Origin of the sequence: Acinetobacter sp. YH12070, assembly GCF_013419625.1 — a bacterium.
Lineage (GTDB): Bacteria > Pseudomonadota > Gammaproteobacteria > Pseudomonadales > Moraxellaceae > Acinetobacter > Acinetobacter amyesii.
Window position 1 is genome coordinate 1 of the sequence record NZ_VOZT01000005.1, and the last position, 25,826, is coordinate 25,826.

At 40.2% G+C, this 25,826-nt stretch carries 25 protein-coding genes; 10 read left to right on the top strand and 15 right to left on the bottom strand.

Annotated elements, in window-relative coordinates; translation table 11 throughout:
• From FTU17_RS02440 to cxpE, 5 genes are all read right to left on the bottom strand, one after another.
• Positions 1-140: transposase (locus FTU17_RS02440; RefSeq protein ID WP_151813106.1), on the bottom strand; the 140-nt coding region annotated here is incomplete at its 3' end.
• Positions 141-222: 82 nt separating this feature from the next.
• On the bottom strand, positions 223-870 hold the full coding sequence (locus FTU17_RS17360) for a hypothetical protein (RefSeq protein WP_218955520.1): 648 nt from the start codon (positions 868-870) through the stop codon (positions 223-225).
• Positions 871-991: 121 nt separating this feature from the next.
• Positions 992-1,249: a CSLREA domain-containing protein gene (locus FTU17_RS17365; RefSeq protein WP_218955521.1), complete on the bottom strand. Its 258-nt coding sequence runs from the start codon at positions 1,247-1,249 to the stop codon at positions 992-994.
• Between the two features lie 118 nt (positions 1,250-1,367).
• Complete coding sequence (gene hda / locus FTU17_RS02450; RefSeq protein ID WP_078190380.1) at positions 1,368-2,072, bottom strand: DnaA regulatory inactivator Hda; 705 nt, start codon at positions 2,070-2,072, stop codon at positions 1,368-1,370.
• An 18-nt stretch (positions 2,073-2,090) separates the two neighbouring features.
• Positions 2,091-3,308: a chloramphenicol efflux transporter CxpE gene (gene cxpE, locus FTU17_RS02455; protein ID WP_180134607.1), complete on the bottom strand. Its 1,218-nt coding sequence runs from the start codon at positions 3,306-3,308 to the stop codon at positions 2,091-2,093.
• A gap of 134 nt (positions 3,309-3,442) precedes the next feature.
• Between cxpE and purM the strand changes: the two genes are divergently transcribed.
• Together purM and purN are read left to right on the top strand one after the other, a co-directional pair.
• Entirely contained in the window at positions 3,443-4,513 is a 1,071-nt protein-coding gene (purM, locus tag FTU17_RS02460) for a phosphoribosylformylglycinamidine cyclo-ligase (RefSeq protein WP_078190382.1), read from the top strand.
• 9 nt (positions 4,514-4,522) lie between these two features.
• Positions 4,523-5,152, top strand: coding sequence for a phosphoribosylglycinamide formyltransferase (purN, locus tag FTU17_RS02465; RefSeq protein ID WP_180040183.1), 630 nt, complete (start codon positions 4,523-4,525; stop codon positions 5,150-5,152).
• A 73-nt stretch (positions 5,153-5,225) separates the two neighbouring features.
• Here purN and FTU17_RS02470 read toward each other — a convergent pair whose 3' ends face one another.
• Both FTU17_RS02470 and sppA read right to left on the bottom strand, forming a co-directional pair.
• Positions 5,226-6,035: an alpha/beta fold hydrolase gene (locus FTU17_RS02470; protein WP_180134608.1), complete on the bottom strand. Its 810-nt coding sequence runs from the start codon at positions 6,033-6,035 to the stop codon at positions 5,226-5,228.
• Complete coding sequence (gene sppA / locus FTU17_RS02475; RefSeq protein ID WP_078190385.1) at positions 6,032-7,057, bottom strand: signal peptide peptidase SppA; 1,026 nt, start codon at positions 7,055-7,057, stop codon at positions 6,032-6,034. Before sppA ends, FTU17_RS02470 begins: the two co-directional genes overlap by 4 nt.
• 127 nt (positions 7,058-7,184) lie before the next feature.
• Between sppA and FTU17_RS02480 the strand changes: the two genes are divergently transcribed.
• The gene (locus FTU17_RS02480; RefSeq protein WP_180124323.1) at positions 7,185-8,156 is read left to right on the top strand and encodes a lysophospholipid acyltransferase family protein; all 972 of its coding nucleotides are present in this window, start codon (positions 7,185-7,187) and stop codon (positions 8,154-8,156) included.
• A 31-nt stretch (positions 8,157-8,187) separates the two neighbouring features.
• On the opposite strand, the gene FTU17_RS02485 is transcribed toward FTU17_RS02480, so the two are convergent.
• The 3 genes from FTU17_RS02485 to FTU17_RS02495 all read right to left on the bottom strand — a co-directional run bounded on the left by FTU17_RS02485 (position 8,188) and on the right by FTU17_RS02495 (position 12,664).
• Positions 8,188-10,647 (bottom strand): DNA internalization-related competence protein ComEC/Rec2, encoded by a 2,460-nt coding sequence (locus FTU17_RS02485; RefSeq protein ID WP_180134609.1) that lies wholly within the window; start codon positions 10,645-10,647, stop codon positions 8,188-8,190.
• A gap of 105 nt (positions 10,648-10,752) precedes the next feature.
• Positions 10,753-11,436, bottom strand: coding sequence for a lipoprotein-releasing ABC transporter ATP-binding protein LolD (gene lolD / locus FTU17_RS02490; RefSeq protein ID WP_111883937.1), 684 nt, complete (start codon positions 11,434-11,436; stop codon positions 10,753-10,755).
• The gene (locus FTU17_RS02495) at positions 11,429-12,664 is read right to left on the bottom strand and encodes a lipoprotein-releasing ABC transporter permease subunit (protein WP_078190389.1); all 1,236 of its coding nucleotides are present in this window, start codon (positions 12,662-12,664) and stop codon (positions 11,429-11,431) included. The genes lolD and FTU17_RS02495 overlap by 8 nt, the downstream gene beginning before the upstream one ends.
• A 26-nt stretch (positions 12,665-12,690) precedes the next feature.
• On the opposite strand from FTU17_RS02495, the gene FTU17_RS02500 reads away from it, so the two are divergent.
• Complete coding sequence (locus tag FTU17_RS02500) at positions 12,691-13,260, top strand: PilZ domain-containing protein (protein WP_078190390.1); 570 nt, start codon at positions 12,691-12,693, stop codon at positions 13,258-13,260.
• Here the strand turns inward: FTU17_RS02500 and FTU17_RS02505 are convergent.
• Entirely contained in the window at positions 13,257-14,168 is a 912-nt protein-coding gene (locus tag FTU17_RS02505) for a DMT family transporter (protein ID WP_180134610.1), read from the bottom strand. The two genes, FTU17_RS02500 and FTU17_RS02505, sit on opposite strands and share 4 nt — an antisense overlap.
• 4 nt (positions 14,169-14,172) lie before the next feature.
• Complete coding sequence (locus tag FTU17_RS02510) at positions 14,173-14,661, bottom strand: YaiI/YqxD family protein (protein WP_372491130.1); 489 nt, start codon at positions 14,659-14,661, stop codon at positions 14,173-14,175.
• A gap of 266 nt (positions 14,662-14,927) precedes the next feature.
• On the opposite strand from FTU17_RS02510, the gene FTU17_RS02515 reads away from it, so the two are divergent.
• Positions 14,928-15,860, top strand: a complete 933-nt coding sequence (locus FTU17_RS02515) for a hypothetical protein (protein ID WP_180009976.1) — start codon at positions 14,928-14,930, stop codon at positions 15,858-15,860.
• Positions 15,861-16,466: 606 nt separating this feature from the next.
• On the opposite strand, the gene serC is transcribed toward FTU17_RS02515, so the two are convergent.
• The gene (gene serC / locus FTU17_RS02520) at positions 16,467-17,546 is read right to left on the bottom strand and encodes a 3-phosphoserine/phosphohydroxythreonine transaminase (RefSeq protein WP_078192058.1); all 1,080 of its coding nucleotides are present in this window, start codon (positions 17,544-17,546) and stop codon (positions 16,467-16,469) included.
• A gap of 347 nt (positions 17,547-17,893) precedes the next feature.
• On the opposite strand from serC, the gene FTU17_RS02525 reads away from it, so the two are divergent.
• The 4 genes from FTU17_RS02525 to FTU17_RS02540 are packed head-to-tail and all read left to right on the top strand — an operon-like array spanning position 17,894 to position 22,847.
• The gene (locus tag FTU17_RS02525; RefSeq protein WP_180134611.1) at positions 17,894-19,381 is read left to right on the top strand and encodes a TolC family protein; all 1,488 of its coding nucleotides are present in this window, start codon (positions 17,894-17,896) and stop codon (positions 19,379-19,381) included.
• A 21-nt stretch (positions 19,382-19,402) separates the two neighbouring features.
• Positions 19,403-20,602, top strand: a complete 1,200-nt coding sequence (locus tag FTU17_RS02530) for an HlyD family secretion protein (protein ID WP_373684050.1) — start codon at positions 19,403-19,405, stop codon at positions 20,600-20,602.
• Positions 20,602-21,732 (top strand): ABC transporter permease, encoded by a 1,131-nt coding sequence (locus FTU17_RS02535; protein ID WP_180003320.1) that lies wholly within the window; start codon positions 20,602-20,604, stop codon positions 21,730-21,732. The genes FTU17_RS02530 and FTU17_RS02535 overlap by 1 nt, the downstream gene beginning before the upstream one ends.
• Positions 21,729-22,847, top strand: a complete 1,119-nt coding sequence (locus FTU17_RS02540; RefSeq protein WP_180003322.1) for an ABC transporter permease — start codon at positions 21,729-21,731, stop codon at positions 22,845-22,847. Before FTU17_RS02535 ends, FTU17_RS02540 begins: the two co-directional genes overlap by 4 nt.
• A 119-nt stretch (positions 22,848-22,966) precedes the next feature.
• Here the strand turns inward: FTU17_RS02540 and FTU17_RS02545 are convergent, their stop codons facing one another.
• The gene (locus FTU17_RS02545; protein WP_180123760.1) at positions 22,967-23,515 is read right to left on the bottom strand and encodes a hypothetical protein; all 549 of its coding nucleotides are present in this window, start codon (positions 23,513-23,515) and stop codon (positions 22,967-22,969) included.
• A gap of 459 nt (positions 23,516-23,974) precedes the next feature.
• On the opposite strand from FTU17_RS02545, the gene gltP reads away from it, so the two are divergent.
• Positions 23,975-25,270: a glutamate/aspartate:proton symporter GltP gene (gene gltP / locus FTU17_RS02550; RefSeq protein WP_078190399.1), complete on the top strand. Its 1,296-nt coding sequence runs from the start codon at positions 23,975-23,977 to the stop codon at positions 25,268-25,270.
• Positions 25,271-25,335: 65 nt separating this feature from the next.
• On the opposite strand, the gene FTU17_RS02555 is transcribed toward gltP, so the two are convergent.
• Positions 25,336-25,779, bottom strand: coding sequence for a DUF3887 domain-containing protein (locus tag FTU17_RS02555; protein WP_180134612.1), 444 nt, complete (start codon positions 25,777-25,779; stop codon positions 25,336-25,338).
• Positions 25,780-25,826 lie beyond the last annotated feature (47 nt).

Genomic DNA, 25,826 nt, shown 5'->3' on the forward strand with positions numbered 1-25,826 from the left:
AATCCATGTTGCAAAGCGACTGAAGCAATTGAAACGTCCGGTGCTTTACAAGCCTGAACGATCTGCTGTTTAAATTCAGCACTGTATGTTCTTCGTTTTTTCGCAAGAGATGCGATGGATGTCTGATTATTTGTAGTCATAAATTTTAGTCCCCACTTGTTTCTAAGTGGGGACTAAATTAAGGCTTATAGGATGAATTCAGAAGGTGTGTTCAGCGGACGCTTACGTTCCTGAGTTCAAGACTTTACAATCTTGAGCGGTACCACTGAGCGCATTACCAATCACCACACTATTGGCTAAATAAGCATGCTCAGAGGTACTATTTAGTTCGATACCGCCACTGTTCTTCAGTACTGTAATATTATTGAGTGCTAAACCATCACGTAAGTTAACAGCAAAACCTTTGTTTTTGAAAAAGGTACTATTGGCAATGATATTTTGAGGGTTACTGAACACCAACTTGCTAATGTCTGCGAGCCCATTTTGATTGTAAACAATCGCTCGACCAGAATTGCTTTCATTATTTTTGAACAAAGATGTATAGATTTCATAAGCCGGTGCTTCTGAGTAAATTGCCCCGCCATCTACCGCTTTGTTGTTTTGAAAAATCGTGGTTCGTATATATAGACGGCTCGCTACAGCTGCGCCATCTTCTGAAAATCCAACATTGTAGATTGCACCACCAAGTCGTGCATAGCCATCTTCAAACTTTACATTTTCAAGTGTGAGTTTTTCATTATTAAAAATGATGCCGCCTTTATCAGCACATTGATCTTGCTTACATCCTTTAAATGAAATTTCTTTAAAATTGATTGCAAGTAGTTCTTTTTCGCTATCATTAATATTAAAAATTTGATCCTTACCCGTCATTTCAATGACGGCATTATTAAGACCGAGTACAACATCTTCATTGACGTTACTGTCATACGCCGTTTTCAGATTCAGTTCCGCTTTAATATCAATTTGGCTCTAGACTAGCAGAATAGATATGTTAGTCTAGAGCCTCAATTTTTTTAGTGAGTTTATAAACTTCATTTTTTTTCAGAGAAATTGAGGCATAGGCGTCTTTACCCCCGCAACCATTATATCCGGCTTCTGGCATACCATTATTGATATATTCTATGGCTTCACGAAGTGAACATTCCTTGTCATCCTTTACAACATCTTCAGTGGTTGTAACGGTAATTTCTGCGCTAAATGCATGACCTGCCATGAGAAGCATGCCAATGCCTATGCTCTGTTTGAGCATATCCATCTCCTTAAATATTTTTTATCTTTTTATTCTTAAGTTGCACAATCCTTGCAACATTAAAATATTTTTATGTACTTTGTCACAGCTTGAGTAATTACTCAAGAATTTTTATTGCTTACCGATATTCATCAATTAGGGCAAAAATTTGTCTTAAATTGGCATGACTCAATTTGACTTTTTCACCTTTTAACATCTGAATCAGTTGTTCTAAAGAGCGAAGTAAAATAGACGCCTGATGCGGCCCATGTGCCAACAAATAATCCACAATTTGTTGATCCATATGGATGCCACGTCGCGCTAAAACAGAGTTAACGAGCGCTTGACGGTCTGCGTATAAGCTACCATTCGGCACTTTCACACTAACAGCCTGAGTTAATCTAGACTGTAGGTCTGGCAGTTCAAGTTTGAGTTCAATTGGCGCCAGTCGAGATGAAAAGACCAATTGACCACCTTCTTCGTTATTATAGTTAATCAGGTGAAAAACGGCTTTTTGCCAATGTGGAACTCCACTGATGGCTTCAATATCATCTAAAGCCACCAAGTCATAGCGATCGAGCGAAGTAATCGCTTCAGTGGGCGCATCGAGCAATTCAAGCAATGAAACTTGAATTGCTGATTTGCCAATTTCTAAATAGGAGTCACATATTGCAGAGAGTAAATGGCTTTTTCCTGTGCCAGCTCCGCCATAGATATAGAAACGATTCATTAATCCTGCATGTAATTGACGTACACCATCGATTACATGTCCCCAACTCGGCCCAGAAAAATCACTAATTCGGGCATCGAGCTGAGGTTCTATATCTAACTGCAATTGACGCATATCTATATTTTAGCCTTATCAATCTTTATGTTCTGATCGTTCAATGTTACTCGAAATTTCAGGATCTTGCAGCGAATTTGCAGACTGATTTTTGAGCTCGATATCGACAGCAATTTGATTGGTTTCTACGCTTAATGTGCCAATTTCAGCATCATTCACTACGAGTACATCATTTCGGTATAAATTACTTTTCTCATAATTTTCACGCGCATGACGTAATAACACCACAATAATCGCTGCAACGGGTAATGCAATGAGCATTCCGAGCAGTCCTGCCAATTGTGCGCCTGCAAGTACTGCAAAAACCACAGCCACTGGAGACAAACCAATTTTGTCGCCCAATAAGAATGGCTGAAGGATATAACCTTCTATCGCCTGTCCCACCATGAAGACAACCAGCACTAAGGCTAAATGCACCCAATCCAAACCGAATTGGAATAGACATGCCACAACTGCCGAAATAATACCGACTGCAAAACCCAAGTACGGAATAATGCTGGCTAAACCCGCAATCATCCCGATGATGATGCCGACCTCAATACCCACCAATTGAAGTCCAACCGCATATACAACGCCCAATAAGAACATTACCAAGAACTGGCCTTTTACAAATGCGCCTAGAACTTCATGACATTCGCCTACGATGGTTAATGTGTTTTTTTCGTATTTGCGTGGAATAAGGCGACGCATGTTTTCTAACATACGTTCCCAATCTAATAGGAAATAGAAGGCAATAATTGGAATTAACACAATCGTGCCACCAATTTGTATGAAGTTCAGACCTGATTGAGCCACTTTTAATAACATGGCTTGAATACTGTCTGCACTATAATTGGTTTGAATATACTCCATGATCGCTGCTGACATTTGCTCTGTATCAATTTCCATCGGTACAAGATTAAATGTCTCTGATAACCACGGCAGGAATGTATAGTTGACCCAATGAATATTGCTTGGAATATTGTTTTTCGCATACATCAACTGTTCCCATACCAGTGGTACGAGGAACCACATTGCAAGGAATATAGCGACACCAATTCCAATAAAGACCAAACTGATAGATAACCAGCGCGGCAAGCCAATATTATGTAATTTATCGACTAAAGGGCTAAATAAATATGCAATTAGAAATGCGCCGATAAAAGGAACAACTACAGGCTTTAATAAGTATAAAACCCATATGATCAATGCTATCCCAGCAAGAATAAATATTCGGCGCAAGGTGCGATCACCCATATAAAGTCACCTTTTTTCAATGTAATCGTTATAGAAAGGAAAATATTTTAATAAAGATAACATTTTAGTGCGAAATAGCATAAGAGTTTTGCATATTCAGGTTATAATCCCCGCGCGAATGCGGAGACTTCATTATGAGCAACTCAACTTCTACCCCAAACACTGGTTTAAGCTACAAAGATGCAGGTGTCGACATTGAAGCGGGCGACGCGTTAGTCGATCGTATCAAATCTGTCGCGAAACGTACTGCACGTCCTGAAGTAATGGGCGGCCTAGGCGGCTTCGGCGCTCTTTGTAAAATTCCTAAAGGTTATGAAGAACCTGTTCTCGTATCTGGCACAGATGGTGTTGGTACAAAATTGCGTTTAGCATTGAATTTGAACCGTCATGACACAATTGGTCAAGACTTGGTTGCAATGTGCGTAAACGATCTTCTTGTATGTGGTGCTGAACCACTGTTCTTCCTTGACTACTATGCAACTGGCCACCTCAACGTTGACGTTGCAGCAAATGTTGTGACTGGTATCGGTGCGGGTTGTGAACTTGCAGGTTGTGCATTGGTTGGCGGTGAAACTGCTGAAATGCCAGGTATGTATGAAGGCGAAGACTATGACCTTGCAGGTTTCTGCGTAGGTGTAGTTGAGCAAAGTAAAATTATTGATGGCTCTAAAGTTAAAGCGGGTGACGTTTTAGTTGGTGTTGCATCTTCTGGCGCACACTCAAACGGTTACTCACTTCTTCGTAAAATTTTAGATGTGAAAAATGTTGACCTTACTCAAATCGTTGATGGTCGTCCACTTGCAGATACAGCAATGGAACCAACACGTATTTATGTAAAACCAATTCTTCAGTTATTGAAAGAAGTGGATGTACACGCTATGGCGCACATCACAGGCGGCGGTTTACCGGGTAACTTACCTCGCGTACTGCCAAATGGTGCTCAAGCGGTAGTGAATGAAGCATCTTGGGAATGGCCAGAATTATTCAAACTACTTCAAAAAGAAGGTGGTGTTGAACAATTTGAAATGTACCGCACATTTAACTGTGGCGTAGGTATGGTTCTCGTGGTTGATGCAGCCGATGCTGACAAAACAGTTGAATTACTCAATAGCCTTGGCGAAAAAGCATTCACAATGGGTCACATTGCAGATAATGCTGAATCTGTTGAAGGCGCTGACGAAAAAATCCGTGTAGTTTTCGCATAAGCAACGTTCATGATTAAAATTGCTGTACTTGTTTCAGGCAGCGGATCTAACCTGCAAGCCCTGATCGATGCCAATCTATCAGGTCAAATCGTTGGGGTGATTTCCAATAGACCTGACGCTTTTGCACTGCAACGTGCAAGAAAAGCAAATATTGCAACTGCAGTCATTGAACATAAGCAATATCCAAGTCGTGAAGCTTTTGATGATGTGATGCATCAACAACTGCTCGACTGGGATGTTGACTTGGTGATTTTGGCAGGCTTTATGCGCATTTTAAGCTCAAAATTTGTCAAAGCATGGGAAGGGAAAATGATTAACATCCACCCTTCTTTGTTGCCAAATTATAAAGGCATGCATACTCATCAACGTGTGTTAAACACTGGTGATGTTTTCCATGGCTGTACAGTTCATTACGTGACTGCAGAGCTAGATGCTGGCCAAGCGCTTGCTCAAGGTGTGCTTAAAGTCAATGTGCATGATCATGCTGAAAGTCTAGCAGATCGCATTCACGTGCTTGAGCATGTGATTTACCCTCAAGTCGCAGAATGGATCTGTAATGGTACGATCCAACATACTGCTGATGGGGTGTTATATCGCAATCAACCGATGCAAGCACCTGTTCAATTCTGCAAGTTTTAAAATCAGTTTTATCTATTTTAAATAGAAATAAAAAACGCATCCTTGGATGCGTTTTTTATTTGACTACATTTAATCATTCATGTTTGGCATGAACCGCTAACATTTGTTTGATCAGCTCCACCGTTTCTACTGGTTTTTCTAATGGAAACATATGACTCCCACCAACCACTTTAAATGGAATCGCAAATTTTTTCTCGACCATTTGTGGAAAGTGCCGAGCCAAAAATGGCCCCTGCTCTGCAATTAACTGCTGCACAGGCACTTGTGGTTGAGCCTGTGGTAACCACCACAGCGAAGGATTGGTTCGAAAAATATGAACCTCATCATCACGTGAAATCGTCAATTCCACCCCACCACGCAGTTTATCGTCCATCAAGGCATGATCAATATAAGCTTGATAACAGTCTGGATCGAAATCTTTATAAAAACCTTTCGGCCTTAAAAGCTCTGCTGCTTGTTCACGGCTGTCCCAATGATCACGACGACGTTTAGACAAGCCTGCGGGCGACATTTTATCGAGGACTTTAAGTTTGAGGAGTTTTGCAATGTGCAAAGCAAAAGACTCTTTACCCATGATCATAGGCGGATCAATCATTAACACTTGTTCAAACAATTCTGGGCGTTGTAACGCAGCCTGAAATGTTAAAACCGAACCTAATGAGTGACCTAATCCAATCACCTTACGACCATTGGCCTGACGTACAATACTGTCTATTACCTGCTGTGTTAAGCTTTTCCAATGGTTATCGATTGGGTAACGCTTATCTGGCCCAAGTAACGGCACATAGATCACATCATATTCATCACTCAGTAAATCAAACAATTTTTGATAAACCTGTGATGGCACGCCATTGGCGTGCGCAAAATGAATTAACGGTTTCATTGTAACTTCGTGCTGTTTTCAGATTGAACCTGTTGTGACAATGCACTTGCCAAACCTTGACCAAATGAACTTCCCATACGACCTAGCACAGAATCAAATGGACTATTTTCAATGGTGTAGTTTACGGCTTTTTCAGTTTTCAATTCACGTTTCAGGCTATTTAAACTACCTGTACGGTCAGCAATACCCAGCTTCACAGCCTGATCACCTGTCCAAAATAAACCTGAGAAAATAGCCGGATCATTTGATTTTAATTTCTTACCGCGACCTTCTTTCACGGCATTAATGAAATGCGCATGAACGTTATCGAGTACACCTTGAACATGTGCTTTTTGTGCAGCATCGACAGGTTGAGTCATGGATAAAATCGCTTTGTTCTCACCCGAAGTCATAGTGCGATCTTCTACACCGAACTTTTGCATCAAACCACTAACACCATAATTCGGCATGATCACGCCGATTGAACCCACTAAACTTGAAGGATTGACAATAATTTCATCTGCAGCAGACGCAATATAGTACGCACCTGAAGCACCAGTATCACCAATAATGGCATACAGTTTTTTATCGGTATGGGCTTTTTTCAAGTACTGAATTTCTTGCCAGATTTCATCAGACTGAACAGGTGAGCCACCCGGTGAGTTAATATTTAGAACAACGGCTTTGCTTTGTTTATTTTCATAAGCTTTTTTCAAAGCTTTGATGGTATTTGCGCTGTTTACACTTTGCTTGTCCGCTGCAATGGTCCCAATGATATCAACCACGGCAATATGTGAACCCGCTGTTGCTGCAGGATCTGATGATGACATGCTGCAACTTTTCGCCATCGCAATGATAATAAATAGCAAATAAGCAAAGGTTAAAAATTTAAAAAATATACCCCATCTACGTGCTCTACGTTGTTCCTCAACGGAAGAAAGCACGGCTTTTTCTAATATTTTCCATTCATTTCCAGTTGGCTGCTGGATATTGTTTGAAGAACTTTGCTGTTTTTCTTCAGGTTTTGGTGGCCATTCGGACATAAAAAAACCCATTTGATCGTTAATTTGTAGTCATTATATACACGCTAATCGCTATAACTGTCTAATCAATTCATTTTCCCCTATAATTATTTTAAATTTTCTTTCATTTCTTTCAGACTTAAATAAGATGACCGACCAAAATTCACAGGACACCACATATCACCTGTTAAAATTTATCAGCCGTCAACCTATTCAAATTTCTAGATTAATTGCAAAAGGTTTGGCTGGGTTAGTCAATGTTTTAAAAATCTCTAAAACCTACTCTACGATTCAACGCAATCTTAAAATTGCATTGCCTGAATTATCAGAGTCAGCTCGCATTCAACTCACTAAACAAGCGATTCGAAACGAACTTTGTTCTTATTTTGAATTTTTTAACATTTGGGGTGCAAGTACAGAAAAAAATATTCAACGAATTCATCACGTACATGGCGCTGAATATTTACATGAAGCGCTCGCCCTACAAAAAGGCGTTGTACTCGTGGTACCACATTTTGGTACTTGGGAAATCATGAATGCATGGGTTGCGCAGTACACTCAAATGACCATCATGTACAAGCCGGTAAAAAGTGAATCTGCCAACAATTTTGTCCGTGCTGCTCGAAGCCGTGAGCAAGCAATATTGGTTCCTACGGATGAATCAGGTGTACGTCAAATTTTCAAAGCCTTAAAACAAGGTGGGACGACGGTGATTTTGCCAGACCATACCCCCAATGCCGGCGGCGAAATGATTCCATACTTTGGTATTCCACTAAAAACCAGCAACTTAAGTGCAAAACTAATTCAAAAAACCAAAGCACGTGCGCTCTTACTGTATGCCATTCGTAACGATAATCATGGTTTTGATATGCATATCGAACCTATCGATGACAATATTTATCAAGGTAATGCAGATGATGGCTCGATGGTTATCTTTAAAGCAGTGGAAGATTTAATCCATCGTTACCCAGAGCATTATCACTGGAGCTATAAACGCTTTAAAGCCAATCCAAAATTGAGAAATCTATACAATATTAGTGATGAAGAGGCTGCTCAACGCATTCGTGATATTCGTGAGGAATATCAAAGACAGCAAAAAATGAAAAATGTGACAGAATGACATTTTCAAGCAATATACTTGAAGCAGTTTTCTATTCAGATTCTTTAGATAGCCTGCGATATAGATCGAGCCATTTATACTTTGTCCGCTCTTCAATTAGTTCAATTTGCTGTTTATTTTGCTTGAAATGAATACTTCCACTTTGTGCGGTCTGTAAGAGTGGAATATCTAATTGTTTGAGTCGTGTTTGGGTCATCTTTGCAGGATGTCCATAACGATTAAATCGCCCCGCAGAAGCAATCGCCAACTTGGGCTTAAAATGGTTTAAAAACGCATAGGATGAACTATGCTGACTACCATGATGTCCAAGTACCAAAATATCGACTTTTAGGTCTGGATAATCACGTAATATTTGATATTCAGTCTCCCAACCCGCATCCCCCATCAATAGAAAATGTCTTGGTCCATTGACGCCTTTGACCGTCACATACACTACACAAGAGCGTTCATTGGCATTCCATTGGGCATTTGTCAGATCTTCAGGCTTTGGCGAGAGTATTTCAAAATAGACTTGCTGATCCCAATTCCACTGCTGACCACGCTGACATAAACGCTGTGGAACTTGGTTCGTGGTTTGTACTCGCTCATTACTTGAAAGCTGCCCGATATCAAGCTGTTGCTCCAATGAGAAAAAACCACCGCTATGGTCTTGATCTAAATGAGTCAATAACACCCGATCTAGTCGATGGACACCATTCACACTCAAAAATGGCCGGATGATATTCTGCCCGACACTAAATTGACTTTCATCATAGTTTCCACCGAAGTCCACCATCATATGATGATCTACAGAACGGATATAGATCGCCTGCCCTTGTCCCACATCTAAAATTGAAAGCTGAAAATTTGCTGAATTTTTCCATGGAATAAACAGAGCAAAAAAGGCAATGACCGCCCAATATTTTGGCAAGATTCCTTCAGGTAAAAATAAGATTACTATGACGAGTATCAACAGTACGATCTGAGTGGACGTCAATGCGACATCTTGCATTTGTGGTGCAAAGAGTCGATCTAAGCCATAGAGAAATACATGTAACACTTCTAAACACAGATCATTGAATAAAAAGACCAAATGCGCCAAAGGTGTAGAAATATATGAAAGTGCCCCTCCGATGATATCTAAAGGAACCACCACAGCCCCTAACCACGGGATGGCAAATAAATTACTTAGTGGGCTAATCCACGTGACTTGCTTGAAAAAAATCACCATCAATGGAAATAAGGCAACAAAGATTTTCCATTGTGATTCCACCATCAACCACATTGAATGTTTTAACTTTTGCCAAAAACTGACTTCTGTTTGAGCCAGTATATGCTTCCTTAAGGTTTGATAAATCCGCAGTAAAATAAAGCATGCACCATAAGACAACCAAAATGCTGCAGATAAAATACTAAAGGGATCCACGAGCAATAACATTGCGGCACTAAAAACCAGCAGTTGAAAAGGCTGAATGGTTTGCCGTAACAAAAGCATGCTACTTGCGACAAGGCAAATCGTCAGCGTTCTCAGCGCCGGTATTTCAAAACCGGTAAATGCACAATATAGAAGGACACAAAAGATAAAGGGCACGACCAAAACATACTGTTTGGGCCATTTGAGATAGATTTTGGGACAATACTTACGGATACCTAACTGCAGCGCCCAACAGAGCATGCTGGCAAAAACCAGTACATGCGGACCAGATATCGCCAATAAATGACTCATCCCAAAGCGTTGAAATAATTCACTGGTGCCTTCAGTGAGTAAACTTTTATCACCTGTAAGCAGTGCTAACAGCAAGCCATGATTCCGTAGCGGTTGTTGGTATATAAACGCTCTTAAATATAAACGTTGTTGTTCGACTTTTATTTTGAACTGGTGTAGCACACCTTGATGTCGTTGATACTGCTGCCCATAGCCCATCGCAATCACATGTTGAGGTGGTATTAATTCCACCGACTTCACCTTTAAACTGGCATGTATATTTTGCTGTACGCTCCACCGCTCTTGGTCAAATGCACCTTCTGTCACATAGCTTTGGGTAGGTCGTAACTCACCATACATACGATAGTATTGTCCAGGGACCAACTGAATCGTCTGTTCATTATTTTGCAAAATTGAATTGGGTAAATACGCCATAAAATATTGAATCTGCTGATTCACATTGAGCACTTCAATTTTTTGCTGAATTGCTTGGTCTTTGAGTTGGCTGATCTGTGGAATATACGCTATAAACTCGCCTTGTCTGCTCTGATGTTCAACCAATGCCAAACGCTGATCGAGTTGAGTATTGGCGAAACTAAAGCCGAGAATTGCACCTATGCAAAGATTTGCACTGAGCTGTAAGATTTTCGAAAAGATACTTTTTAGTTTTGGTGAAATGTAGAGCTGTAGCACTAGCCAAATCAGGACAATAAAAAGCAACTGAGCTGTCGAGAGTTGTGGATTCCAAAACCTGAAACCCATAAAAGAAATGCCTAAAATCCAGCCAATACAAAAGCTTTGCAACATGAGTCATCATTATTTTTATTATGTGCTGGCAATAATAAAGCCCACCGAGGTGAGCTTCAATCAAATAATCTTAATCCACTAATTTTTGCGAAATCAATTTAGCGCTTAGTCATCTACCCATAAACCATCTTGCATATGCAAAATCGCATCAGCAGATTGAGCTAAATATTCATCATGGGTCACAATTAACATGGCCATGTTAAATTCTTTACGCAACTCAGATAGCAACTCAAAAATCTTCACTGCGGTTTTTCGGTCTAAGTTCCCTGTTGGCTCATCAGCCATCATCAACTTAGGTTTTGCTACCAATGCACGGGCCAAAGCCACACGTTGACGTTCACCGCCTGAAAGTTCGCCGGGTTTGTGCGTCATGCGGTGGGAAAGTCCAACACGTTCCAACAGGTATTCAGCTTGCTGCTTGACTTCTTTGAAGTTACTCGACTTCCGTAACATTAATGGCATCGCCACATTTTCAAAGGCGGTAAATTCAGGTAGTAAGTGATGGAATTGATATACAAAACCTAAATGCTCATTACGAATATATCCACGCTCTGCTTCACCTAAAGTGTCAAAGCGTTGACCATTAATCAACACTTGACCCGATGTTGGACGATCTAAGCCACCCAATACATGCAACAACGTACTTTTACCAGAACCACTTGACCCCACAATCGAAACAAACTCACCCGCTTTGACTTGTAATGAAAGTCCACGAATCACATCGACTGTAGACTTCCCATCAGTAAAAGATTTGGTAATGTTTTGGGCATCTAAAACTAAATTACTCATAGCGTAGAGCCTCTGCAGGTTGAACTTTAGCTGCACGTAAAGCCGGATAAATAGTCGCGATAAAGCTAAGACCCAATGATAAGGACACAATCACCACAACATCTTGCCATCTTAAATAAGACGGTAAATAGTTGATGAAGTAAGCATCAAACATATTTAAGCCCAATGTTGTATTCAACCAACCGACTAAATTACTAATACTCGATGCAGCGATAATCCCTAAAATCGCCCCAGACACCGTACCAATCACCCCAATCACTGTACCTTGCACCATGAAGATCCGCGTGATTGTAGCCGGTGAAGCGCCTAGAGTACGCAAAATGGCAATATCGGATTTTTTATCAGTAACCACCATCACCAATGAAGACACGATATTAAATGCTGCAACCAATACAATCAGGAACAGCAATAAACTCACCATTGCCTTTTCCATTTGAATCGCGCTGAATAGGTTGCCGTGTGTATAAGTCCAGTCAGAAGCATAGAAGTTTGCAGGTAGATCACGCACAATTTCTTGAGACACTTGTGGCGCTGCAAAAATATCATCCAACTTCATACGGATGCCTTGCGCACCATCTGGCAGTCTTAATAAAGTCGACGCATCGTTCAGGGCCACGTAGCCCATCATCGAATCAACCTCTGCACCAATACTGAAAATACCCACAATTTTAAATCGTTTAAAACGCGGAACGACCCCAGCCGGCGAAGGAGTTGCTTCAGGAAGCACTAAGGTCACACTGTCATTCAAGCCTAAACCTAAGGCATCTGTCATTTGCTTGCCAAGGACAATACCAAACTCACCTTTTTTCAGGTTATCGATACTGCCTTCCACCATATGGTCTTGGATAATTGATACCTTTTTTTCATACTGCGGTTCAATCCCACTGACCATAATGCCAGACACTTGACCTTGTGCCGTCAACATTCCCTGTAATTGGGTGAATGGTGCGACCCCTTGAACATGCTCATGCTGCTCAATTTTTTTTGCAAGTTCAGGCCAATTTGTTAAAATTTGTGTTGAAGAAACAGTGGCTTGAGGTATCATTCCTAAGACACGAGTTTTCAGCTCACGATCGAAACCATTCATCACAGATAAAACTGTAATAAGGACTGCCACACCAAGCGTGAGGCCGATCATGGATACCAGAGCAATAAAAGAAATAAAGTGGTTACTGCGCCGAGCGCGAGTGTATCTCAACCCTATATACAGCGAGATTGGTTTAAACATAACCATCTAGTCCGAGGTAATATATTATGGAAAATTTACAGCATCAAAGCGTTCAAACTGAACGCCGTGTAATGTCGCGTATCGATGCTGCTTTGCGCATCAACTATCAGATTATCTCTGATGATGTTGCACTGAATGATCCTTACGATCCTAATTTTGTATTGCCGCGCTATTTTCTACTACTTGCTGAATTAGATCAATTTGATCATGCACTCAACTACGAATTAGAACAATTAGCTGAGAAAGATCAACAAATTGCTCGAATCTTATCCTTATTTAACCAAAAGTTAAACCTTATTACGGGTTCTTTATACGACGCAATTGTACAAAGCATGTTACCAGTGCCTGAGCATGTGAATTTCTCAGAGACTGGTTTGAGCTTTTTTAGCGAACGCGCGATTAAAGAAGGTACTTATATCCATGTGACCTTAAGCCACCCTGAAAATTTCTTCCATATTGCGGCAACAGCACAAGTGGTTTATAGCCGTGAAGAAGAAAGCAACTTATATCGTACGGGTGCCTATTTTATCACGCTGCTCCCTCAAGACCGGGTTAAATTGGCTGAATGCATCGCCCTGACTCAGCAGAAGCTTTAATTCGGAGCTTGTGTTTTTCGGGCAAGCTCACGACTTGCCTGTAAATCTTTGTAGAAATACACAAATAAACCGGTCAACAATACAATCGCCCCCAAGAACACCATCAAGATCAATTTTTCATCATTTAACAGTGCCCCGAACAACATCGCGAGCATCGGTGTAAGTACCGTTGTTAAAGACAAAGTTGTCGCCTTGATGTTTTGTACCAGTTTGAAATAACAAAACATTGCAATCAATGAAGCCATAATCACTGCATAAAATAAGCCAATGAGTGCTTTGGTCGAAGGCATCTGTGTCGGTGCATATTGCCAAATAAACGGTAGCATTGCAGCAGAAAATAGTGCTGAGATAAGAATCGAACCTGTGGCTTGAGACATGGGCTGCAAAGGTGCATTGACTTTTTTCACCCAAAAAATCGACATACAGTAGACGAACACGCTCATTAACATTAAGACGATACCAACAGGCTGTACGTGCTGATCACTGCCGCCTAAGCAAATAATGGCTAAACCACAGACGGCAATCAACATCCCAATCCATTGCAAGCGATGCAGATAGGTATGAAAGAAGAAACGACCGATCAGACCCGTCATAATTGGTGCCAAACCAAACATCAGGGCAATAATGCCTGAGCTGAGATAGGCTGTTGCCATATAGGTAAAAATCTGAGAACCAATAAAACTAAACGCCCCTGCCAAATAACTGTGCAGCGAGGTTTTATCCATCGGCAGTTTATGTTTAAAAATAAACAATAATGCGACAGCCAAGGGTAATGCGATAAAAAAGCGTAATGTCAGTGCCCAAAACGCATTGATATCACTGACACTCCAAACAATGGCAAGTGGCGTGGTCGACCAAATGAACACCAACAACGCATAGGTCGTCGCGAGGTTTGTTTTAGATGGCATGGTTTTACTTCTGTGCCGTTTTGCGTTTTTGCTTTTGAATGGTTTGATCTAAGCTACTGGAAAATTCGCGCTTATCACGTTCAGAAATCGGTGCTGGACCACCAGTTTGCACACCTGCGCCCCGTAATGTATCCATAAAGTCGCGTAAATGTAGACGAGCTTTGACATTTGCTGTGGTATAAATCTCACCGCGTGGATGTATCGCTATACCGCCCCGCTCAATCACTTCAGCAGCAAGTGGAATATCCTGTGTCATCACGATGTCGTGCTCTTTCATGCGCTGAATAATTTCTTTATCCGCTGCATCTGCCCCGCTCATGACTTGAATTGAGTTAATCCGCACCGAAGGCGTTATCCCAACATTTTGATTGGCGACAAAAGTGACTTCTAACTGGTAACGATCAGAAGCCCGAATAATCACATCACGTAAAATGCGTGGTAACGCATCTGCATCCACCCATAATTTAAATGGCAGCACTGATTTTCCATTCACTTTTAAACATGACTCATAGTAACAAATCTACATGACATTTTGGGGATCTGCATCCGCTGAATGGATCTACATTTCTCTAATTATGAGAATCGAAAAGCTGCAAAATGAGTCCAACTTGGGCTTATTTTCCAATGCTTTTACATTTAAATCCTACTGAAAACATTTTTTATGCATGATTTCATGATAAATATGACGTCGGTGACTTGAAAATTTCAAATAACCCTCGATTTATTAATTATGAAACCAACCCAATATCAATTGTGCATATGAAAAAACAAAATAGCCCTGAAATTATCACTATTGAAGATCAAACTTTTGGTAGTCATGTTGAACATTGGAATTTGCTCACCGGCAACCCGACAACGGATGTACCAGTTTGGCTGGGTCAGGCATTGGATGCACCCATTATGCCGATGGGCTTATGCGCACAAGAATCTGATATGGATCAAAGTACCTGGCTGATTCAAGGTCCATCACAAGCGTCGATTCAACTGTGCCAAGTGATTGCGGTAGAAAATAATAAACCTAAAGCCGTTAAAACTGCATTTCCAAGTTTTGATAGCCCATATAAAACCAAAGCCACCATTGAACGTATTATTACCTGTAAATCCAATACGCAAGCTGTGCTTTGCCTCGACTTAGGCGCAAATACCAGTGTGTATGCTTTTGATAGTTTATATAGCGTCAATCACGACCAATATGAAAAAGATGCAAGCTACAGTGTGCAACTCAATGCTTGGGCCTATGAACTCGAAGCTGTCGCAGAACATGAACAGCTTGTCGTTGATGATCCTGCATCGATTAAACATCATCGTGCTTTAAACGATATCTTGGCAGCAAATAATGGTGTTGCCCCTGCAGATTTACACGAACAAATTAAAGCATGGCAACCAAAGTCTGAAGATGACAAAGCGCCAGTGACCGTCGATTTTTCTAAAATGGTTGCATACCTATATGGTGAAAATCTTGGCCAAGAAGACGAAGCATGGTTCCAAGGGCATATTGTTGGCAAAACCGCCATGCAATTTAAAGAGCAAGACTACACGCTGTATGATGTGACCTTAATCCACGAAGAAAACCAAGAAGCGGTGATTGTTCGTGTTGCAACACGAAATCCGGCGCATAAAGATTTCAATGTTGGGCAATATATTCGTGGCAACCTGTGGATACAAGCCAATATTTACGCGAAATCTGCCTAATTTGAATTCAAAAAACCTATTTCAAATAAAAAAAACCGCCTCAGTGCGGTTTTTTTTATTTCTCGCTAATCATGTGTATTCGCTGAATATTTAAATGATTGAATATTTTTTATCCACAAGATAGTCGATTTATTCTATTTTTAAATTCAAATTAAAATAACTTATCCACAATATTAAATTCAAAATAATGACGAAAAATAAATCCATCTGCAAAAGATAAAATATAAAAATCTAATATAAATAAATAAGATAGGAAATTTATGAAACTAAATTTAGCAATTCGGTTGCTTATTTTTAAATGAACTAAATAGTTTAGTAAGTTTATGGCAGATAGTACTTTATTTAATCAAATAATTATGTTAAAAATGCGTTTAAGAAATAGTAATTAACGATAAATAGATCGGAAAGAATATCTATGAAAGTCGTGCAAGAAGAAAACTTATCACAAGTTGACCATCACATGGAATCTCGATATCAAATCGAGCCAATGTCCTGCTTATTTTTTATGTTAGGTATGCTGATTTGTGCATACGTGTTACATACTTTTATTTTTTAATCTATTCAATAAAAAAACCGGCATTTGCCGGTTTTTTTATGCCTTTAGGATTATGCGTTGCGTTTTGCAAAGTCATCCATAAAGTTAACCAGTGCTTGAACGCCTTCTAGCGGAACAGCATTATAAATACTTGCACGCATACCACCCACTGAACGGTGACCAGCTAAATTCAGCAAGTGGTTTTCTTCAGCTTCTTTCAAGAATTGTTTTTCCAATTCTGGATTCGCCAAAGTAAATGGTACGTTCATGATTGAACGGAATTCTTTTGCAATTGGATTTGCATAGAAATCGCTTGAATCAATATAACCATAAAGTAATTCAGCTTTTGCCATATTCGCTTTATAAATTGCGTCTACACCGCCCTGCTCAAGTAACCATTCAAAAACGAGGCCAGATAAGTACCATGCATAAGTTGATGGTGTATTCACCATTGAACCATTTTTCGCTTGAGCTGAATATTTCAAGATACTTGGAATATCTGCTTTCGCTTGATCCAATAAATCATCACGAATAATCACTAAAGTTAAACCAGCCGGACCAATATTTTTCTGAGCGCCTGCATAAATTAAACCGAACTTAGAGACGTCTAATGGTGCAGATAAAATGCTTGATGAAAAATCGGCAACCAATGGCTTGTCTGTTTCAGGAATGTTGGCAAACTGAAGACCACCAATAGTTTCATTATCTGCATAATGCACATAAGCCGCATCATCAGATAAGTTCCAAGTGCTTTGATCAGTAATCGCAAGTTTACCGTCAATGGTGGTACCCGCTTCAACAACATTAATGTCGCCATAACGCTGTGCTTCTTTCAACGCTTTTTCAGACCAAATACCAGTGTGGATATAGTCTGCTTTGCTGTTTTTACCCAATAGGTTTAATGGGATCGCAGAGAATTGAAGTGATGCGCCACCTTGAAGGAATAACACTTTATAGTTGTCTGGAATATTCATCAGCTTACGAAGATCAGCTTCTGCTTTCTCTGCCACAGCGACATAGTCTTTACTACGGTGGCTCATTTCCATGATCGAAAGGCCTTTGCCTTGCCAGTCAAGCATTTCAGCTTGAGCTTTTTCTAAAACGGCAGTGGGTAATGCAGCAGGACCAGCACAGAAGTTGTACGCGCGCATGAGTTTTCCTTTCAAAGTGAAACACAATAAAATGATGGCATTTAACCATATCTGACGCGTGCTTGCAGTAGTTAAAGCTGAAAATATTCCAATGCTGTCTGACATTTAAAGTCAAAATTTCAATAAAGATCAAAATTAATTCTTCTTAATTCAAATTATTAGATTTACTGATATTTTTTATCCCTTGAATTGATGCTAATTTAAGGTCTTGATGTGAGAAAATGACGTGCGCTGCGAAGATAAAATTTATTTACATATGTATATGAAACAATACAACAACTTAGTGAATTTACCCAACTTCATCACAATGACTATAATGAACCCATCCCAGCTGTGAGTGTGTTTTTATGCCTTTACCTCGAACAGATTATTCTATAAAAATTAAACATACATTTCGTTCAGGATTGCTGCTTGGCCTTGGTTGTTTCAGTGGCTTTTTTAGCCCCACCGTACTTGCGCAAAGTATCAGTTATAGCCAAGCAGAACAAAGTCTACTCACCAGCTCGTATAGTACTCAGGCCAACCAAGCGCTACAACAATCTGCCGAACTTCAAGCTCAGGCCATTAAAGGCCTTGGTTTACCTCGTGTGGATTTAAACGTCCGTGCCTATGCCTTTCATAATGAACTCGATATTCCTCTCGGCGCCTTAAAAAACAACTTAGAACAAACGCTGAGTAATGGCATTAATAATAAAATTGATGAAAGCTTACCGAGTGATTTGGCAGACCCATTAAAAAACAGTCTGCAGCAGCCAATCCGTGATGGTGTCGGATTAATTCCAGATTCTTCCCAAGTGGTCTTAGATGATCAAGTGATCCGCCCTACCGTTTCCGTAATGATGCCGCTGTATACCGGTGGGTTAACGTCTAGCGCCAAGGAAATTGCCAATATCCAAGCCAAACGCAGCGCGATAAGCAGTGAACAACAACAAGATGTGCAACGTTTTGAATTAATCCAAGCCTACTTCAATGCTCAATTACAAAAAAAATTAGTCGAAAGCAGCCGCTTCAATTTAAATGCGATGCAACAACACTATGCCAATGCGCTCAAAATGGAACAACAGGGTTTTATTAGCAAAGGCCAGCGTATGCAATTTGAAGTGGCGAAGAATAATGCACTCAGAACTTTTCAAAATACTGAAGCGAATCTCCGCTCTAGCTTATTTAAGTTAAACAACTTAATGCAAAGCAGCCAAATTACTGATCTTACAACGCCATTATTTATCAATCAGCAACACAATCAAAATATAACCGCCTTACTAAAAAGTTATCAGGATCAGTCTAGTTTGGTGCGTAAAATGCAATTGGACAGTCAATTGGCTGGTGCTAATGTGAAAGCCCAAAGCGCAGCAAAAAAACCCAACGTCTTTGCCTTTGGTGAATATAGTCTCGACGATAAACAAAATTGGATCGTTGGTGTTGCCGCTCGCTACAACTTATTTTCAGGTATTGATAAAAACAAATCCGTACAAGCTGCTGAACTTCAACGCTATGCATCTGAGTTAATGACTGAGCGTACCAAACAAGAAATTGAAAGCCTGATTTATAGCTCATTTAATGAAGTCACCAGCGCTCAGCAAAGTCACCTGTTGTTACAGCAAAATCTAAAAGCCGCACAAGAAAATTTAAGAATTCAACAGCTTTCATTTAAGGAAGATATGGGTACGGCCACACAAGTCATTGATGCACAAAATGCATTGAACGGGCTACAAAGTGAAATGGCACTCAATGCTTATAAATACGTGATGTCACTTGCAACATTGCTACAAAGTCACGGGAGCATTGACCAGTTCCAAAGCTATATCAATCAATCACACACCGATTACATCCGTTAAACTTAGACTGGGGAAATGCACATGAATCAGGATTCAACTGATCAACCAAAAGACACCTCAACTGAGGATAAATCATCTGTTACATCAACAAATGATACGGTTGTACCAAAGCCTGTTATGGAAAACAGTAGTACGCAAGACGAAATCGCGATGGATAAAAAGCCGACAGAATCTGTTAATTCAACGTCTCTAGAGCAAGACCACTCTTTCTCCCCATCAAAAGACCAACATAAGAAATCTATACTGATAAAAATTGCCGTTGGCATTATATTGATACTACTTTTGGCATTGATCGCATTTGGTCTATGGAAAAGTTATCAGCCTAAACAGGTTGAATTACAAGGTCGAGTAGAGGCAGAAACCATCCACATTAGTACAAAAGTACCCAGTCGTATCGAAGAAATATATGTGCATGACGGTGAAAAAGTACAAGCAGGTCAAGCACTGGTTCGTTTAACCAGCCCCGAAGTCGATGCAAAGAAACAACAGGCTTTAGCTGCTCTCCAATCTGCGCAAGCACTGCAATCCACAGCTGAACGCGGCTCTCAACAAGAAAATATTGATAGTTTGTATGCCAATTGGCAAAGTCTAAAAGCACAGCAACAATTGGCGCAAACCACCTACCAACGTGGTCAAAACCTCTATAAAGAAGGTGTGATTTCACGACAACGCCGTGATGAAATGCAAGCTGCCGCAGTGTCTGCTGCGCAAATGACAGAAGCGTCTTATCAACAATATGCGCGTGCAAAACGTGGCAGTACACCGCAACAACAAAGCTCGGCAGATGCCCAAGTCAAGATTGCGCAAGCCGCGTTAGCTGAAGCCAATGCACTTGAGGCGGAAACCAAATTGTTTGCACCCTCCAATGGCACCATTTCAAAAACCTATGGCAAAGTTTCAGAATTAGTTGCGATGGGTGTGCCCGTTGTAAGCCTGATTCAAGATGATAGCTTATGGATTAGCTTAAATGTCCGTGAAGACCAGTATGCTCAAGTGTATCAACTCAAGACCATGCATGGATTTATACCCGCACTGAACAAATCTGCCGATTTTAAAATTGATCACATCGAAGCCGAAGGTGAATTTGCAACAATCAAAACCACGCGACAAACGGGCGGCTATGACATTCGTAGTTTTAAAGTCCAACTGAAACCCGCTCAGCCGATTGCTGACTTAAAAGTGGGTATGAGCGTTTTGTTTAAAATTGAAGAGCGTAAATAATGTTTAGGGGCATTCTGCGTGAGTTTCGCTATTTGATGCAGCATAAATGGGACTTGTGTATGGTCACACTTGCCCCTGCCCTTGTGATTTTGCTCTTTACCAATATGTTTGCTCAAGGCAAACCAGATCATTTACCCATCGCGATCATAGACCAAGATCAAAGCAGTTTAAGCCGTAACATTACTCATTTTGCGCAGCTGAACCATACCTTAAAAGTAGCCACCATTACACCCAGTATGGATGATGCTGAAAAGCTTTTAAATCAGACTCAAATTTGGGGCTATATTCATATTCCTGCTGGTGCAGAGCAACGACTGGTTCAAGCAAAAGATGCAGAAGTCAGCATTGCCTATAACCAAAGCTATTTTAGTGTCGGCAATAGTATTTCATCAGCCATGCTGCTAAGTACATTGCAAGCCATGGCCGATTTTAGTGGTCATCAGTATTTAGAAAATACAATTCCCTACCTCGATGCACCGACACCCAATGTCAAAATTTCACCTTTATATAATCCAGGTTTAAATTATGAGTTCTATTTAGAGCCGTACATGATTCCTGCGATTCTGCATTTATTACTGTGTTGCTGTGTCGCATTTTCAGTCGGTCAAGAAATCAAATATGGCACTGTAAATCAATGGGTGAAACCGACTTCTGTCTTTCAAGCTTTAATCGCTAAAAATCTCAGTTATGTTTTCATTTTTACCGCTTGGACATGGGCATGGATGTTCTGGCTAATCGTGTTTCGAGGGTGGTTTGTTCAGGGTTCATTACTGCTAATTTTGCTCGGGCAATTGTTTTTTTATACAGCCTATGCCTTTATCAGTTCTACTGTAGTTTTGGCGACACGTGATCTCACCAAATCTTTTGGTTTTATTGCGGTATATGGTGGCTCATCACTGAGTTTTGCAGGGGTGACATTGCCGCTGAATAACGCGCCGATGTTTACAAAATTCTGGGCCAATATTATTCCCTATACGCCTTATGCCAAATTACAAACAGAACAATGGGTCATTGGTAGCCCAATCTCCATTTCAATCACACCGCTTGTCACCCTGATCATTTACTGTCTGTTCTATTTGGTTCTTGCCAGCTTCTTTTTACGGAAAGTACTGAAGGAGCAAAGCATATGAATAAAATCGTGTCATTTCTATCAACTTTGCTCAGACACTATATTCAAACCTTTAAAGATATTGTTAAGCACAGTTCGATTTTTACCACCTTAGTGCTTTCTGTTTTTCTTTACAGTTTTTTTTATCCCATTGCTTATCAAGCGGAACACGCAGAATCGCTCCCCATTATTGTGGTGGATGAGGAACAAAGCATACTCACCAATACGATTATTGGTGCTGTAGCCAATAGTCCCAATGTAGAAATTCTAGCTGTGACTGGTAATTTTGCGGAAGCTGAAAATATGCTCCGAAGTCAGCAAGCTGACGGGATTTTACTGTTGCCGAGTAATCTTTCAAATAGCATTCGCCGTGGTGAAACCGGTGGAATTGGTTTATATCTCAGTGCTGCAAACTTTCTAAAGACGCAAAAAATTGGCTTAGGTTTAGCCAGTTCGATGGAAAATGCTCTCGGCGAATATGCAGAAAAATTCCAGAACATATCCGATTTTAGCCCAGCTTTATCTATCCATAAGATTCCATTGTTTAATCCACTTTCAGGCTACGGCAGCTATATTTTCCCAGCGGTTGCACCCTTAATTATTCATCAGACGATTTTATTGGGTCTGTGCATGCTGATTGCGACCTATCGACAAAACACAGCATGGCGTCCGAGCTATACACAATTGGCTGGCATCTTCTTGTGTATTTTGACCGTAGGAACGTTGGGATGCTTCTATTTATTTGGTTTTACCTTTTGGCTGAATGATTATCCACGCGGTGGAAATTTTTGGGGCATGTTCATTGCTGTGCCCATCTTCCTCAGTTGTATTATTGCGATGACCCTCTATCTCGCAACTTTTCTTGACCTGCCAGAACGTGCAGGACATGTCATCGTTTTTAGTTCTATTCCGCTTTTTCTACTCTCGGGAACGGCATGGCCACATGCAGCTATGCCTAAATGGATGCAAATACTCGCTCAAGCATTACCTTCGACCCAAGGCATTCAAATGTTCCTTCAACTCAATCAGATGGGTGTGCCTACAGTAATCGTCATCCCAAAACTGCTTTACCTCACAAGTATTGGACTGATTTTTTTATGTCTTGCTGTCTGGCGTTTAAAGTTTGCCAAAAGATAAAACTGTTTGTGCTGTAAGACATGTCTGGTCTCAAGCGAAATGCGTTCAAACCTATTCATCATAGACTCGAACGCTTTGTATCTAATCATGTCTCAAATTTAAATTCTTGCTGTCATCTATTAGCTGTATGCATTTGGCGTGACAGTCGATGCCTCATCCACTTGAATATCAAAATCATCTGCATCTGAAGTGATCTCAGTAACCAAATCATCTGATTCTTTTTCTGCAGCGTTTTCAAGCCAGAATCCTTTCACTTTATCGTCCCCATCATGACCTGCAAAGACCACACTCATATACAGTTCTTTTTGCGGATAATCATATTTATACACAATTGTTGTGGTCTCACCTTCTCCCAGCCGAGTATTTGCCATTCGCTGAATCACTTCCGCCTCAGCGCTAGGTTGACCTGCAGGAATCAGTTTTTTCATACGTGAAAACAGCTCTGGATCTGCCAGCATCGCATCACGAACATTTTCTTCAACCAATGCCAAAAAGGTGTCTTGATGGGGTTCGTGTAGCGCGACGAATAATTTTTCTGACTTCACACGCTGTGAACTTGTCTCACTTGGCAGGCTTGATTCGAATTTTGCAATCAAGAAATCGCCGATTTTTTCACAAGCCGTTATAGGTAAGATTAAAGTGATGATGACGACTAATTTTTTCAACACCGTACAAGCCCTCTGGTTATTATTAAAATATATAAAGCTAAAATTTATTTCGGATAATCTGTGTGATTTATAGAATTTTCACTGATTTATCTGCCTCACAAGTATAAAGCAAACTTCTATATAAAAATGAAAAATACAGGCTCACATTTAGTTTTTCGATCTTTCTAGGCAAATCAGAAATTTTGTGAAGTGTTTATTAATAACTCAATTTTATTCGTTTTATAAATTAAACTTAACAATCGAATCGCTTATACAACTTAAAATGATAATTTATCGATCAAACAGTTTGGTTTTGATCAAAATCGTTGGCTGTATTCTCATATAAACTGCAAAATATTGTCGTATTTATCTCCCAAATTATTCAGAACTTTTTGTCATTGCGGATTCAGTCTGTCTGCAACATTTGTTCGTGGATGACTGTGGGCTTTTTTCTCCCAAATCTGACATAAGAGCTGATGTATGAAAAAGATTAAGGTGAGCCTTGCCTGGCAAATCGTGATTGCTCTCATTCTAGGTATACTTGTTGGTGCTTTCCTACACTATTCTCCTGAATATCGTGATGCTTTAGTTAATAACTTTTTGACTCCTTTGGGCTCAATTTTTATTAATCTTATTAAGATGATCGTTATTCCGCTTGTTGTGTCGATGCTTATTTTAGGTATTGCCAATACAAGTCACGGTAGTAACTTAGGTAAACTAGGTTTCAAAACAATTATTTATTTTGAAATCATTACCACCGTTGCTATTTTAGTCGGTTTAGTTGCAGCCAACGTATTCCAACCTGGTGCCGGCATTGATATGTCTGCATTGACGCAAGTCGATATTTCAAAGTATCAAGAAACAACACATGAAGTCAGTGAACATTCTCATGGTTTGATTCAAACAATACTTTCACTTATTCCATCTAACTTTTTTGCAGCTTTGACGAGTGGTCAAATGCTCCCAATCATCTTTTTCTCTGTGATGTTTGGTGTAGGTTTAGGTGCGCTTGATCAGGAAGTAAAACAACCTTTAATTAAAGTGTTGACCGCTGTTTCTGAAACGATGTTTAAAGTTACGCACATGATCATGATGTTTGCACCTATTGGTGTATTCGGCTTGATTGCTGCAACTGTTGCGAATTTCGGCTTCAGCTCACTTGTGCCACTGCTTAAACTCGCAGTTTTAGTTTATGGTGCAATCTTCTTCTTTATTTTCATTGTATTAGGTGCAGTTGCTAAATTCTGTGGCTTCAGTGTTTGGGCCATTATCAAGATCTTAAAAGATGAATTGATTCTCGCGTATTCAACTGCAAGTTCTGAAACTGTCCTCCCCCGTATTATGGAAAAGATGGAAGCTTATGGTGCTCCGAAACCGATTACCAGTTTCGTAATTCCAATTGGCTATTCATTTAACCTCGATGGTTCGACCTTATATCAAAGTATTGCGGCTATCTTTATTGCTCAGCTTTACGGGATTGATCTGACAATCACCCAACAAGTGATTCTAGTACTGACCTTGATGATTACCTCTAAAGGGATTGCAGGTGTACCTGGCGTTTCTTTCGTGGTCTTGCTGGCGACTCTCGGCAGTGTCGGTATTCCTCTCGAAGGTCTGGCATTCATTGCAGGTATTGACCGTATTTTAGATATGGCACGTACTGTACTGAATGTGATTGGTAACGCGCTTGCGGTACTGGTGATCAGTAAATGGGAAGGCCAATTTGATACTGAAAAACAAAAAAATTATGCTGCTAATCTAAAAGATGCCGCTTAATTTAATGACATAATAAAGGACGCTTCGGCGTCCTTATTTACAGCTTTGTTTTATTTTTCCAAACTTTATTTATTTTTTTCGCCAAACACTGAAATATTAAAATCTCGAATTTTGTTACTTCCTTCGGGTTTATCAAAACTTACATCGTACTGTACAAGGTTTTTATTGGTATAACCGTACTCATAAGTGACCGTATATAAAGACGGCTTTTCAGTCGATTTTTCAATGTGCTTTGCCACTATATTTTTGCGTGAGTAATCTTGTTTCGGAATACCCCGTGCAAATTTACGCAGCTTTTTTTCATTCTGTTCAAACTTCGCTTTGAGTTCTGGTTCAAAGTAGGTGTACAGCTTTTCAAAATTGCCTTCACGTAATTGATCATAGGCAGCTTGGGCAACTTCAGTCTGTTCAGCACTTGGGTCTGGTATTGCATTTAAGGCTTTTTGACCTATTTGGTCACAGCCGCCCAGCCCAATAAGTGAAGCCATTGCAAAATATTTTAATTTCATATTGTACTCATCAATCTAAAATTATCTGTCTATAAAAAAGGACGCCG